Raw genomic sequence first — 13,139 nt, forward strand, 5'->3', positions numbered from 1 at the left:
GGAGCTGCGTCCATGAGCTCGCTGCTGCACGAAAGCCAGCTCGCACACGAAGCGAACGTGGTGTGGCTGGAAGACCTCGACGACCTCGACTACGTGCGCCAGGCGCTCGACAAGAGCGCCCGCCGCAGCGGAAGGCCCCGCTACGCCCGTGACGGACGCATGGTCGGTTACGTGGAGCTCGACAAGGACGCCGAGGCCCACCCGGACAGTGGCCTCTTCCAGCGCCGCACCTTCTTCCTGTTGTCCCACGACCGGCCCAACGAGCCCGAGGGTCTCTACAAGGAAGGCGCCCCAGGGGAAGCGGTCGCCCCCCGGACCATCCGGCCCCGTCGGGTGGGGGAGAAGACCCCTCGTTCCCCAGGGAAGTGCAGGAACGAGATAGTGCCCTCCTGACGTACTGCTGAGGCGTGCTCGGAACCGGCGGTATACGCGTACCCGGTGAAAAGCTTGCTGGAGGTCACGGCGCCGGTCCTGCGCGGGCGACGAACGGGACCTGGCCCGCGGGAAGAACACGGTGAACTCCTGAGAGAGCCCTGATCATCCGTGACATTCCCAGGGCTCCGCCGTTGCGCAGTACTGAGTTGACCGAGCCGGCACCGTCGGTGATCCGGTCGGCTTGCGCGTGGTGCCGCATGATCTGATCCGCGGGACTGTTGATCCACAGCTGTCCTCTTCCAGCAGAGCGCCCACGCTCCAGCCGGCCGGCTGACCGGCGTTGGCCCGAGTGCCGGCCGCTCTCCTTGAGCGGTGCCAGCAGTGTGATGACCTGGTCGACGGGCGGCAGGCCGCGGGCATGGTGGTCTCGTTCATCCAAGGCCCTCGCCGACGCAAGGGGTCTACTCGTGCATGCCTCGGTCGCGTAGCGCCACCGCGTCTGCACGCTCTGCCATTCGGTGCCTCCGTCGCGTCCTACGCCGTACGGGGCAGGCAAACGGGGGTCGGCGGAGCGGCGGCCGCACGCGGGCCGCTTCGTGTGCCTACGGTGCTGCTCGACCGCCGTTCCCGTCCCAGAACCCCGCGTCGACAGCTGGAGAGAGGGCTGCCCATGCCTGTGAACGTCTCGTTCCCCGGCGTCTACATCCATGAAGTGAAGAGCCGGGTGCGAACCATCACCGGCGTTCCGACGTCGGTGGCCGCGTTCGTCGGCCCGACCCCGCGCGGCCCGTCCGACGAACCCGTACACATCACCGGCTGGGCCGATTACGAGGCCCAGTTCGGCGGGCTTGATGCGAGCAACCCGATGGGCCACGCCGTCTACCAGTTCTTCCTGAACGGCGGCACCGACGCCGAGATCGTCCGGCTGGTCGCCGACGCAAGTAGGCTGAGGGTCCGGGTCGGCAGAGAGCCCACGCGCGGTGAAGACGACAAGCGGCCCACCCTCGAGGCCGCGAGTCCGGGAATCTGGGCGAGGAACCTGCGGGTCCGTGTCGACCACGACAACATCCCCAAAAACGACGACGTCTTGTACAACCTGACCGTCCGGGACGTGGGGACGGGTGTGCAAGAGACCTACACCAACGTCAGCTCCGAGCCGGACAGCCCTCGCAGCCTGAAGAAGGTCCTGAGCGGATCCCGACTGGTGGTCGTTGCCCCCGAGGGTGAAGGGGAGGGACTCCCGGCAGCGCACCAGGCGCCGAACAAGGCTTCCGACGATCCTCTCGCCGGCGAGCGGGTCGTGACCGTGAAACCCGACGGCGAGGGCAGGCCTGAGGAGCCGCACGGAGAGGGCGAAGGCGAGGGGGGCGACGGCGACGAGGGGGGCGACGGGAACGGCGGTGGCAACGGGGGTCGGGGCAACCGGAACCGGAGGGGCGGCCAGCCGCAGACGCACACCCTCTTCGAACAGCCGGCCGTGCCGCAGGCAAACACGCCCGCGGATGGGAGCCCTGAGCTGGACTACCTGGGCGACGCTGCCAAGCAGACCGGCATCCACGCGCTCCTCAAGACGGACATCTTCAACCTGCTGTGCCTGCCGGGGGCCCCGAAAAAGGTCCTGCCCGAAGCCCTGCAACTGTGCGTCGAACGGCGCGCGATCCTCCTCGTCGATCCGCCGGGCGGCTGGAAGGACAAGAATCCCGCCGCCGTCGCCAAGAGCGCTCTCGACGAGCCCGTGCTCCCCGGCGACCCCGCCAAGAACGCCGCCCTCTACTTCCCCGAAGTCCTGGCCCTCGACCCCCTGGACGGTGAGACCAAGGCCTTCCCGCCCTGCGGCGTGATGGCCGGCGTGCTGGCCCGTACCGACGCCCAGAGGGGGGTCTGGAAGGCGGCGGCCGGCACGGACGCCTCGCTCACCGGGGTCACCGGGCTCACCGCGGTGCTCACCGACCGCGAGAACGGGTTGCTGAACCCGCTCGGCGTCAACTGCCTGCGCCAGCTCCCCCTGGTGGGGCCGGTGGCCTGGGGCGCGCGCACCCTGCGCGGTGCTGACCGGCTCGCCGACGAGTGGAAGTACCTTCCCGTCCGCCGCCTCGCGCTCTTCGTGGAGGAGAGCCTGTTCCGCGGCACCCAGTGGGTGGTGTTCGAGCCCAACGACGAACCCCTGTGGTCGTCGATCCGGCTGAACGTCGGGGCGTTCATGAACTCCCTCTTCCGCGAGGGCGCGTTCCAGGGGCGCACCCCCGACGAGGCGTACCTCGTCAAGTGCGACCGGGAGAACAACCCGCAGAACGACATCAACCGGGGCATCGTCAACATCCAGGTCGGCTTCGCGCCGCTGAAGCCCGCAGAGTTCGTGATCATCCACATCGAGCAGCTCGCCGGCCAGATCCAGACTTAGCAGGAGGACGTCCGATGCCCGACATCACGCGCAGGGACCCCTTCAAGAACTTCCGGTTCCGGGTGAAGTTCAGCGGGTCCACCGAGTACCTCGCCGGGGTCAGCAAAGTCAGCGGCCTCAAGCGGACCACCGAGGTGATCAAACACCGCGACGGCGGCAGCCCCGGCACCAGCCACAAGCTCCCGGGCCGCACCGAGTACGAGCCCGTCACCCTGGAGCGGGGCTGCACCACCGACACCGTGTTCGAGGAGTGGGCCAACCGCGTCTGGAGCTTCCGCAACGCGACCGGATCGCTGGAGACCTCGCTGAAGGACTTCCGCCGGGACCTCATCATCGACGTGTTCGACGAGGGCGGCCAGAAGGTGCTCTCGTACTCCGTCCACGACTGCTGGGTCTCGGAGTACCAGGCGCTCCCGGACCTCGACGCCAACGCCAACGCGGTCGCGTTCGAGCACATCAAGCTCGAACACCACGGCTGGGTGCGCGAGCGGACCGAGACGCCGCAGCTGCCGCAGTTCAGCGACACGGCCTCGGGCTGACCCGGTGACGGCCGAACTGACCGAGGCCCGGCTCCTGGACATCTGGGAGACGGGCAGCGGACAGGAACCGCCGGCCCGCGCCCTGCTGCTCGCCGCTGCGGCGGCGTTGCCCGGGCCGGCCGGGAACGGGCAGCCGGGTCCGCAGCCCGGGGCGCAGCCGGGCCCGCGGGCGGGCATGCAGCCCGTGGCCGAACGCACCCTGGCCGCCCTCAACACCCTCCTGCTCGACCTGCGCGAACGCTGCTTCGGTACGGCGCTGCCGTGCGCCGCCGACTGCCCGCACTGCGCCGAACAGCTCGATGTCACCCTCACCACCGCCGAGCTGCGCCCCCCCGGCGACCGCAACGTCCCGCCCGGCGGGGCACCCGCCGCCGGCCGAGTCCGCGTCGACGGGCACGACGTGACCTACCGCGCCCTGACCGGGGGAGACCTGCTGGCCGTGGACCCCGACGCGCCCGCGGCGCGGCGGGCCCTGCTGGGCCGGTGCGTGCTGAGCGCCGTACCGCCGGCCCCCGAAGGGCCGAGCGATGCGGTCCTCGAAGCGGTGGCCGAGCGGCTGAGTGCCCTCGACCCGGGGGCCGACACCGCGGTGGCGCTCACCTGCCCGTACTGCCGCCACAGCTGGACGGCGGCCTTCGACCTCGCCGGATACCTGTGGGCCGAGGTCGAGGCCTACGCCCGCCGACTGCTCCACGAGGTGCACGTGCTGGCCCGCGCCTACGGGTGGACGGAGGCCGAGGTCCTCGGGGTGAGCCCGGTCCGACGGCAGTACTACCTGGAGGCGGCGACCGCATGAGTGACTTCGTGGGCCGGCTGCTCGGCGCACCGGGCCCCCGGCTGCGCCCCCAGCTGCCGACCCTGTTCGACCCGGGGGCGACCCGGCTCCGGACCCCGGGCGATCCCCTTCCGGTGACGGAGGAGGAGACGGCACCGGCCCTGCCGTACGAGGCTCCGCACCCGGCCCCCCACGCGCTGTCCCCGACGGGCCCGCCCCCACAACCCCCGCCCCCCGCCCCGCCCGAAGACACGGAAGACCCGGGAGGACCCCCGGTCCATGACCCCGCGGCAGCCTCCCACCGGGCGGCCCCGCCCGCCGAGCACGCGCCGCAGGCGCGGCGTACGGCAATCGGTGCGGGGCGCCCCGCACCGATTGCCGTCGAGCGGTCAGCCCTCCCGACGGCCGAGCCCGCGCCCGCTGTCGGCGGTACCTCCGACGTCCGGGCGTGCCCCGCACCGATTGCTGTCGAGCGGTCAGTCCTCCCGACGGCCGAGCCCGCGCCCGCTGTCGGCGGTACCTCCGACGTCCGGGCGCCGGGCACTGTGCACCCCTCGCCCCCGGCCGGCCCGGCTCCCGGGGCGCCGGCAGCCGTGTCCGGCGCCCAACTCCCGCCCGAGGACGCATCGTTGGCGCGGCCCGCCGACGCCCCGGAGCCCGTCCCGCCGTCCGCCGTGCCCCCGGCCCCCGCATACCCCGTGCACGCGACGGCACCCCCCGGACACCAGGGACACCCCGTGCGCCCGGTGCGCACCGCCCTGACCGGCGGGCCGCCCCGCCCGGCGGCGCAGCCGTACGGGGCACCGGCCGAGGCCGCGGACCCCGTCGTGCGCATCACCATCGACCGGCTCGAAGTCCGGGCCGCCCCGCAGCCGACGGCCCCCGCGCGCACCCCGCGCCGCCAGCCGCGGCTCGGCCTCGACGAATACCTCAGGGGGCGCTCGTGAGCGACAGCTTCGCCGTGGCCGCCGTGACGGACACCTTGCGGGCGATCCTCCAGGGCGCCGTCGGCCGCCAGGTGCCCGGCGCCGTGGTCACGGCCCGCCCGCCCGACGAAGTCACCGCCGACCGGCCCGCCGCCGCCCTCAACGTCTTCCTGTACCGGACGTCCGTCGACGGGAGCTGGCGCAACCTCGACCCCGTCGGCACGCGCCCAGGCGAGACCGGGCGACCGGCGCTGCCCCTGGTCCTGCACTACCTCCTCACCCCGTACGCCAGCGGCGACGCCCAGGAGTCCACGGCCCACCGGATCCTCGGGGCCGCCATGCTCGTGCTGCACGACCACGCAGAGCTGGGGCCCGAGGAGATCAGGCGGGCGGCGCCCTTCAGCGATCTGCACCTCCAGCCGGAGCCGGTGCGGATCACCCCGGTCACCGTGACCACCGACGACATCTCCAAGCTGTGGAGCGCCTTCCAGAGCCAGTACCGCACCTCCGTGGCCTACGAGGCGCGCCTCGTGCTGCTCGACAGCTCACGGCCCGGCCGGGCACCCCTCCCTGTGCTGGGCCGCGGGGACCAGGACCGGGGCCCCGCGGCAGCCGCGAACACCGCCGGCCCGCTGCCGACACTGACGTCCGTGATCCCCGAGACCGTGCAGCCCGGCGACGAACTGACCCTCACCGGAACCCGGTTCGACGGCGGGGAGGCCCTGCTGCGCCTCACCCATCCGCTGCTGGGCGGGCCGGTGGATGTCTCCGCGCAAGAGGCGGACGCCACCGATGCCCGCTTCGAAATCCCCGACGACCTGGCCGCGGGCACCTGGTCCGCAGCCGTGGTGCTCACCGCCGCCGACGGCACCCAACAGGCCACCCGGCCACTGCCGTTGGGTGTAGCGCCGCGCCTGGTCGAACCGCTGCCGCTGGCGGTGGAACGCGAGGCCGGTGGATCGGTACGGCTCGAAGTGCGCTGCGCGCCGCCGGTCCACCCGGGCCAGCGAGTCCAACTGATCGTCGGAGACCGGCCGTTGGCACCCGAGGACGCCTTCGCGAACACGACGGACCGGCTGCGGTTCCGCTGGCCGGACGCCCGGCCCGGACGGCACGCCCTGCGGCTGCGGGTAGACGACGTCGAGAGCCTGCCCGCCGTGAACGCGGCAGGGCGCCCGGAGTTCCCGGCCGACGCGGCGGTGGTGGTGTCATGAGGGCCGACTCCTCGTCTGTGCGGGGCGAGTGGGAGGAACACAACAACCGTCACCTGGCCGACTCCCTCGCCCGGCTGCGGACCCTCCTGCGCGAACACATCGCAGCGGCCACCGGCTCACCCGTCGAAGGCGACACGGACCCGGCCGCGGATCCCGACGCCGCCGCGACCCCGGCCGCGGCACCCGAAGGGCCCACGGCACCCGCCGGTGCCGCCGACGATCCGCCCCCACCCCCGTCGTCGAACGCACCCCCGTCTCCGAACACCCACCCCCCGGCGCTCGTCGGCCTGGGCGACCTGCTCGGCCTCTCCCCGTTCGAACGCGACACCCTGCTGCTGTGCGCCGCACCGGAGTTCGACCCCGGCATCGCCGACCTGTACGCCCGGGCTCAGGGCAGGCCGCTCGCCCCCCACCCCACCTTCGCCCTCGCGCTGTCGCTCTTCCCCGACCCGGCCTGGGACGTGCTGTCCCCGTACCGGGGGCTGCGCTACTGGCGGCTCGTCGACGTCGACCGGGCCCCCGGGCAGTCGCTGGTGACCAGCCCCCTGCGGGCCGACGAGCGGATCGTCAACCACCTCAAAGGCCTCGACCACCTCGACGTACGCCTGCACGCCTTGCTGACCCCCCTCCGGCCGGCCCCGGCAGTCACCGGCCAGCGGCCGTCGGCCGCCCGGCACGCGGCGGTGGAGGAGGTCCTCAGTCACTGGCTCGACCCGGGGCCCGGCGAGGCCGACGGCTTGCCGGTGATCCAGCTGCTGGGCACGGACCGGGAGAGCAAGCGGTCGGTGGCCGAGCAGTCCGCCGCCGACTCCGGCCTGCTGCTGTACGGGCTGCCGGCCCGGCTGCTCCCCGACTCGGCCGAGGAGCTCGACGCCCTGGCCCGCCTGTGGCAGCGCGAGGCCCGCCTGGCGCCGCTCGCGCTCTACCTCGACGCGGACGACGCCCCGGGCCCTGGCGAGGCCCCCGAGCGGTCCGGACAGGTCGCCCGGTTCCTCGAACGCAGCGGCGGCCCCCGCTGCGTGGCCACCCGCGAGGCCCGGGCCGACGTACCCGCGCCGACGGCGGCCGTCGAGGTGGCGCCTCCACCGGCCCTGGAGCGCGCCGCCGCCTGGGGTGCCGTCCTGTCGCCCGCGGACGCTGACCGGCTGGCCAGCCAGTTCACACTGGACCTGTCGGCCATCCACGAGGTGGGCACCGCGGCCGGCGGCGACCCGGAACAGGCCTGGCGGGGCTGTCTGGTGCGCACTCGACCGCGCCTCGGCCCCCTGGCGCAACGGCTGGACTCCCGGGTCGGTTGGGAGGACATCGTGCTGCCCGAGGAGGAAACGGCCCTGCTCCGGCAGATCGCCGACCAGGTGGCGCAGCGGGCCACCGTGCACGACCGGTGGGGCTTCGGGGAGCGGGTCAGCCGGGGGCTGGGCATCAGCGCCCTGTTCACCGGGCCCAGCGGCACCGGCAAGACCATGGCCGCCGAGGTGCTCGCCGGGCACCTGGGGCTCGACCTGTACCGCGTGGACCTGTCGGCCGCGGTGAGCAAGTACATCGGCGAGACGGAGAAGAACCTGCGGCGGCTGTTCGACGCCGCCGAGCCGGGTGGGGCGGTCCTCTTCTTCGACGAGGCCGACGCCCTGTTCGGCAAGCGCAGCGAGGTCAAGGACTCCCACGACCGGTACGCCAACATCGAAGTGAGCTACCTGCTCCAGCAGATGGAGGCCTACCGCGGGCTGGCGATCCTCGCCACCAACCAGCGTCGGGCGCTGGACTCGGCGTTCCTGCGGCGGCTGCGCTTCATCGTGCCGTTCGCCTTCCCCGGGATGGGGGAGCGCCGCGAGATGTGGGCGCGCGCCTTCCCGGCGGGCGCCCCCGTCGAGCCACTGGACCTGGACCGGCTGGCCGGCCTGCCGCTCAGCGGCGGCATGATCCGCAACATCGCCCTCAACGCCGCCTTCGCGGCCGCCGGCGCGGCCAGCGCCATCGCCATGCCGGCCGTCCTGGCCGCCGTACGGGCGGAACTGCGCAAGACCGAGACCCCGGTGCCGGAGCACGACCTGGCCTGGCCGGCCCCGGTGCCGAAGGGGGCGGGCCTGTGAGGATCGAGCTGCACATCGGCCGCATCGTGCTGGAAGGCGTCGACCCCGCAGACGCCCCGGCCGTCCGCGCCGCCCTCACCTCCCGCCTCACCGACCTCCTCACCCAGACCCCACCCACGACCCCCCACCACACCCACCGCCTCACGCCCCCCACCCTCCCCGCACCCCCCGACCCCACGGCCTTCGGCCACGCCCTCGCAGTAACCGTCCACGCCGTCCTGACCCGCCCGACGGGGGGCGGCCGGTGAGCACGAAGGCCCCGCGGAACACCGCCGCGACGCCGTCCGCGCCGGCCCACGCCCCCGCGCGCCCGCTGCGCCGGGCCGCCGGGCCGGGCCCGGACGAGCCCCAGCGGCCCGGCACATGGGTGCGGGACTTCAGCGAGCTGCGGACCCGGTCGGCCGATCAGCCCGTGCCCGAGGCCGGACTGCCGCAGCCGGCCCGGGAGGTGGTGCGCCGCCCGGGCGCCCCGCTGCCCGCGGCGGTACGGGCGGACGCCGAGCACCGCTTCCGGCACGACTTCAGCCACGTCCGCGTCCACACCGACCCCGAAGCGGCGCGGGCCGCCCGGGCCCTGCGGGCCGGGGCCTTCACCGTCGGCCACCACATCGCCTTCGCCGCCGGACGTTTCGCCCCTGCTACCGCGCCGGGCAACCAGCTGCTGACCCACGAACTGGCCCACGTCGTCCAGCAGGACCTCGGCGCCGCCGGCCACGCGGACGGCGCGGTGGCGGAGTCCGAGGCGGACCGCATCGCCCGCGACCCGGCGCCGGACAGGAAGGTGCGGGTGGGGGCCCGGGTCGGGGTGCACCGCTCCGAGAGCCACGAGGTCCTGGAGGGCGACACACACGCCTTCTTCTATCCCCCTGCCCGCCGCCCCCAGATCAAGCAGTTGGGGATCGATCTCGTCATGGGGGGCGGCACCCCCCAGTACACGCAGACGACGAACCCGAAGGAAGGCGGGCGGGTCGAGGTCCACGAACGGGTCACCGGCGGTACCTGGATCCAGATCAAGCGCCTCACGCCTCAGGACGACATGAGCATGGAAGCCCTGCAGAGGCGCATCCGAAAGGACGTGAAGGACGCCGTCAACGGGTTCCACGAAGCGATCGTCCGCCCCGAGGAAGCCAAGAACTGGCCCATGGAGGGCGCGAAACGTGAGGGCAAGACGGCCCAGGGCACGTGGAACCGGACGGTGTACGAGAAGCCCGACGCCCTGCTGATCCACGTCGAGGTGCCCGGCCTCTCGGGCAAGAGCCCTGCGGAGCAGGCAATCCTCAGGGAGACCGCCGAACAGGCCCGCAGCGGAGCCCGGTACGGCCGGATCCCGCTCAGGATCGTCGTGGTCGACCCGCCGCCCTCGGCACGGGGTGTGGCGCTCGCCCGGGTCAAACTCGCCGGCAGCCTGTCCGGGAAGCTGCCCACCAGTCTCAAGGTCCTGGCAGCCGTTTCTACCCTCGTGAAGGTGCGCAAGGCGGTCGAGTTCGTCAAGGTCCCCTTCGCCGTGTACGACCAGATGCTCGCCGTCCAGTGGCAGGCCGAGCAGGCGGGCAAGGGAGCGCCGGTCATCCTCCACGACGAGGCGGCGAAGCTCGAGGGCATGTGCGCCTTGCTCGTCGACGCCCGGGCCGAACAGGACACGTACAGCGAGCAGCTCAGGAACCTGCCGTCCTCGCTCGTGGCCATCGGCGCCTCGGGCGACCTCGACGCCATCCGCGATACGACCCGGGCGGTCGTGTCGGCCTCGTTCGTCGTGGACTCCCGACTCAACGACACGAACGCCGACATCCGCCGGATCGAGACCTACAAGAAGCGCGCCGAGCAGCGCCGGGACGCCGCGAAGAAGCTGCTGGACGTCAGCCACGCCTTGCGCGTGCTGGACGAGGCCGCCGAGTCGAAGCAGGTTCACCTGTGGGACCTGACCAGGGACCTCCAACACCTCATCAACCTGGCGGACAACGCCATCAACGAGGCGACCGAGCTGCGGGACCGCCTTGCCGACGACGACAACTACCTCATGGCGTGGGCCCAGCTCCTCAAGGAGTGGTATTTCCACTTCGAAGCCCAGAACCCGCCGGCCCCCAATGGCCCCGCCGCACCGGCCCAGCCGTAACACACCCTCCATCCGAGCGGAGACCGCCTGATGACCTCTTCCGGACCGCCCGCCCTGCGGGGCGGGATCGTGTTCCTCGACCCCGAGCAGGGGCGGGTGCTGCGCGTGGTGCCGTTCCAGTACAACCCTGACACGGTGACCCGGACGCTCACCGCGCAGGGCGTGGGGGACGAGGCGGGGAGTCGGCTGGAGGCGCTGCGGCTCAAGGGGCCGCCGAAGGAGACGTTCAAGCTCGACGCCGAATTCGATGCGGCCGACCAGCTCGACCCGATGGGGTGCCGGTCCACGGAGGTGGGGCGGACCGGGTTGTTCGGGGCGCTGGCGGCGCTGGAGAGCGCCGTGTACCCGCCCAGCGCGCAGCTGCTTGAAGGAGAGAGCCTCGCCTCGGCCGGGATGATCGAGATCGCGCCCCTGGAGGCGCCGCTGACCGCGCTGGTGCTCGGCACCCGGCGGGTGGTCCCCGTGCGCATCGTCGACTTCACCGTCACCGAAGAGGCGTACGACGGGGAACTCAACCCGATCCGGGCCAAGGTGGGGCTCTCCATGCGCACCCTCACCGTCGACGACGTCGGCTTCCGGCACAAGGCGGGCGTCCTGTACCTGCGCTACCAGCAGACCAAGGAGCGGTTCGCCGACCTCGTCGGCACCGGGGGGCCCGAGGCGGTGGGCCTGACCGCCCTCTGAGGCCCGCCCCCGGACACGACCCCGAGAACCCGAGAAAGGCAGCGGATGTTCGAGCCCACCAGCCGGTACCACGGCATCGCGACCGCGACCTGGACGGCGCCGGACGGGCGGACCGTCACCTACGTCCGGCGTCGCTTCCTCCCGCAGCCCGACGAGCTCGCGCCGCTCGGCGAGCACGTCGTGGTGGGCGGCGACCGGCTGGACCTGATCGCCGCCCGGCACTTCGGCGACCCGGACCAGGACTGGCGGATCGCCGATGCCCACCGGGTGGTGCGGCCCGACGACCTCACCGCCACCCCGGGCTGCCGCCTGCGCATCACCCTCCCCGCCGGACTGCCCGGCATCCCGGTCACCGGAGCCGCCTCCTCATGAGTGCGAACCTGCGGCTGATGCTGCTCATGGGCCGGGTGGTGGCCGCGCCGGCCCCGGCCGTGCTGCTGGACGCCCTGCAGTCCGTCCAGGTCACCAGCTCCAGCGGGGCGGCCAGCGGCTTCCAGCTGACCTTCGCCGTCGCCAAGCGCTCGCCGGTGATGCAGGTGCTGCTGCCCTCGGGGGCCCTCGACCCGAAGACCAGGGTGATCGTGGTCGCGGTGGTCGGCGGTGTCCCGCACGTGCTGATGGACGGCGTGGTCACCAGGCAGGAGCTCAACCCCGGTACCTCGCCCGGCACTTCGCAGCTCACCCTGACGGGCGAGGACCTGACGGTCCTGATGGGCCTGCGGCACGTCAAAGCCGAGTATCCCGGCATGCCGTGCAACCTGCGGGCGATGGCCGTGTGCGCCCGCTACGCCGAGTACGGCATCATCCCGGCCGCCGTGCCCACGGTGATCAGCAACCTCCCGGATCCCACGAAGAAGATCCCCGTCCAGTCGTCGACCGACCTCGAGTACCTGCGGGACATGGCGACCGACGCCGGTTACGTGTTCTTCCTCGAACCGGGGCCCGCGCCGGGCGTCAGCATCGCCTACTGGGGCCCCGAAGTGCGCGCCGGAATCCTCCAGCCCGCACTCACCGTCGACTCGGGGCCCGCGACCAACGTCGAGTCACTCACCTTCGGCTACGACGGGCTCAGCCGGATCCAGTACACGATCCCGCTCACCGAACCCAACACCAAGATCACGTTCGAGCTGCCGGTACCGGACGTCAGCCTGCTTCGCCCGCCCCTGGCCGTCCGGCCGGCAATCGCCATGAAAGAGAAGCCGCTGCCCGACCTGACCGGCCGCACGATCCCCGAGGTCCTGCTGCTGGGGCTCAGCCGCACCTCGGCGTCCGCGGACGCGATCTCCGGCAGCGGAAAGCTCGACGTCCTGCGCTACGGACATGTGCTCAGCGCCCGCCATCTGGTCGGTGTCCGCGGCGCCGGGCTCGCGTACGACGGGGTGTACTACGTGCGCAGTGTCACCCATGACATCCGGCGCGGGGAGTACAAGCAGAGCTTCCAGCTCAGCCGGGACGGACTCGTCTCCAACACACCGGTGGTGATCCCGTGACCAAGCCCGCCGCGACGAAGCGATGGGACGGCCTCTACCAGGGCGTGGTCGTCTCCAACGTGGACCCGACCCAGTGCGGCCGGCTCCTGGTGCGCGTGCCCGAGGTGCTCGGCAACTCCCCCAGCTTCTGGGCGGAACCACTCTCCCCGCTCGCCGGTCCGGGCTACGGGATGCACGTCGTCCCGATTGCCCAATCCGGGGTGTGGGTGAAGTTCCTGAACGGTGACCCCGAACTGCCCGTCTGGCTCGGCTTCTGGCGCGGCGGCCCGGCCGAGGTCCCCCCGGCCGCCAAGCTCACCGCGCCCGGCATCCCGCAGATCGTGCTGGCGACTCCGAGCCAGAACGCACTGGTGATCAGCGACCAGAGCGCTCCGCTGGGCGGCATCACCCTGCAACTCCACGGCCCCGCCGGGCCGTTCATCAAGATCGACGAAAAGGGCATCGAACTGTCCTGCGGTCCCGGCCTGGCCAGCATCAGGCTCATGGGCAAGCAGGTCATCGTCAACGACGGCGCCCTGATGGTGCAGTGAGG

The 13,139-nt window shown here is 72.6% G+C and carries 13 protein-coding genes; all 13 read left to right on the forward strand.

What is annotated here, in order from left to right; genetic code table 11:
• The first annotated feature begins 12 nt into the window (after positions 1-12).
• The 13 genes from AC067Z_RS36505 to AC067Z_RS36565 all read left to right on the forward strand — a co-directional run bounded on the left by AC067Z_RS36505 (position 13) and on the right by AC067Z_RS36565 (position 13,137).
• Positions 13-393 (forward strand): DUF6009 family protein, encoded by a 381-nt coding sequence (locus AC067Z_RS36505; protein ID WP_478793973.1) that lies wholly within the window; start codon positions 13-15, stop codon positions 391-393.
• A gap of 652 nt (positions 394-1,045) precedes the next feature.
• The gene (locus AC067Z_RS36510) at positions 1,046-2,776 is read left to right on the forward strand and encodes a phage tail sheath family protein (protein WP_478793952.1); all 1,731 of its coding nucleotides are present in this window, start codon (positions 1,046-1,048) and stop codon (positions 2,774-2,776) included.
• 14 nt (positions 2,777-2,790) lie between these two features.
• Positions 2,791-3,315 carry a phage tail protein gene (locus tag AC067Z_RS36515; protein ID WP_478793953.1) on the forward strand — a complete coding sequence of 175 codons (525 nt, stop codon included), beginning with the start codon at positions 2,791-2,793 and terminating at the stop codon, positions 3,313-3,315.
• Positions 3,316-3,319: 4 nt separating this feature from the next.
• Positions 3,320-4,111 carry a hypothetical protein gene (locus AC067Z_RS36520; RefSeq protein WP_478793954.1) on the forward strand — a complete coding sequence of 264 codons (792 nt, stop codon included), beginning with the start codon at positions 3,320-3,322 and terminating at the stop codon, positions 4,109-4,111.
• Positions 4,108-5,037: a hypothetical protein gene (locus tag AC067Z_RS36525; RefSeq protein ID WP_478793955.1), complete on the forward strand. Its 930-nt coding sequence runs from the start codon at positions 4,108-4,110 to the stop codon at positions 5,035-5,037. The genes AC067Z_RS36520 and AC067Z_RS36525 overlap by 4 nt, the downstream gene beginning before the upstream one ends.
• Entirely contained in the window at positions 5,034-6,230 is a 1,197-nt protein-coding gene (locus AC067Z_RS36530) for a Pvc16 family protein (protein WP_478793956.1), read from the forward strand. The genes AC067Z_RS36525 and AC067Z_RS36530 overlap by 4 nt, the downstream gene beginning before the upstream one ends.
• A complete protein-coding gene (locus AC067Z_RS36535) occupies positions 6,227-8,320 on the forward strand; it encodes an ATP-binding protein (RefSeq protein WP_478793957.1) in 2,094 nt (697 codons plus the stop codon). The genes AC067Z_RS36530 and AC067Z_RS36535 overlap by 4 nt, the downstream gene beginning before the upstream one ends.
• Positions 8,317-8,568 (forward strand): hypothetical protein, encoded by a 252-nt coding sequence (locus tag AC067Z_RS36540; protein WP_478793958.1) that lies wholly within the window; start codon positions 8,317-8,319, stop codon positions 8,566-8,568. The genes AC067Z_RS36535 and AC067Z_RS36540 overlap by 4 nt, the downstream gene beginning before the upstream one ends.
• Positions 8,565-10,433: an eCIS core domain-containing protein gene (locus tag AC067Z_RS36545; protein ID WP_478793959.1), complete on the forward strand. Its 1,869-nt coding sequence runs from the start codon at positions 8,565-8,567 to the stop codon at positions 10,431-10,433. The genes AC067Z_RS36540 and AC067Z_RS36545 overlap by 4 nt, the downstream gene beginning before the upstream one ends.
• A gap of 30 nt (positions 10,434-10,463) precedes the next feature.
• Positions 10,464-11,117, forward strand: coding sequence for a hypothetical protein (locus AC067Z_RS36550; protein ID WP_478793960.1), 654 nt, complete (start codon positions 10,464-10,466; stop codon positions 11,115-11,117).
• Between the two features lie 45 nt (positions 11,118-11,162).
• A complete protein-coding gene (locus AC067Z_RS36555) occupies positions 11,163-11,489 on the forward strand; it encodes a hypothetical protein (protein WP_478793961.1) in 327 nt (108 codons plus the stop codon).
• Complete coding sequence (locus AC067Z_RS36560; protein WP_478793962.1) at positions 11,486-12,607, forward strand: hypothetical protein; 1,122 nt, start codon at positions 11,486-11,488, stop codon at positions 12,605-12,607. Before AC067Z_RS36555 ends, AC067Z_RS36560 begins: the two co-directional genes overlap by 4 nt.
• Entirely contained in the window at positions 12,604-13,137 is a 534-nt protein-coding gene (locus tag AC067Z_RS36565) for a phage baseplate assembly protein V (protein WP_478793963.1), read from the forward strand. Before AC067Z_RS36560 ends, AC067Z_RS36565 begins: the two co-directional genes overlap by 4 nt.
• Positions 13,138-13,139: the final 2 nt, after the last annotated feature.

The organism is Streptomyces sp. NPDC043812 (assembly GCF_056436245.1).

Bases quoted from the DNA above. Each gene is read 5' to 3' on its own strand.
- AC067Z_RS36560 (WP_478793962.1), top strand. From the start codon at position 11,486: ATGAGTGCGAACCTGCGGCTGATGCTGCTCATGGGCCGGGTGGTGGCC.
- AC067Z_RS36535 (WP_478793957.1), top strand. From the start codon at position 6,227: ATGAGGGCCGACTCCTCGTCTGTGCGGGGCGAGTGGGAGGAACACAAC.
- AC067Z_RS36550 (WP_478793960.1), top strand. From the start codon at position 10,464: ATGACCTCTTCCGGACCGCCCGCCCTGCGGGGCGGGATCGTGTTCCTC.
- AC067Z_RS36555 (WP_478793961.1), top strand. From the start codon at position 11,163: ATGTTCGAGCCCACCAGCCGGTACCACGGCATCGCGACCGCGACCTGG.
- AC067Z_RS36515 (WP_478793953.1), top strand. From the start codon at position 2,791: ATGCCCGACATCACGCGCAGGGACCCCTTCAAGAACTTCCGGTTCCGG.
- AC067Z_RS36510 (WP_478793952.1), top strand. From the start codon at position 1,046: ATGCCTGTGAACGTCTCGTTCCCCGGCGTCTACATCCATGAAGTGAAG.
- AC067Z_RS36505 (WP_478793973.1), top strand. From the start codon at position 13: ATGAGCTCGCTGCTGCACGAAAGCCAGCTCGCACACGAAGCGAACGTG.
- AC067Z_RS36525 (WP_478793955.1), top strand. From the start codon at position 4,108: ATGAGTGACTTCGTGGGCCGGCTGCTCGGCGCACCGGGCCCCCGGCTG.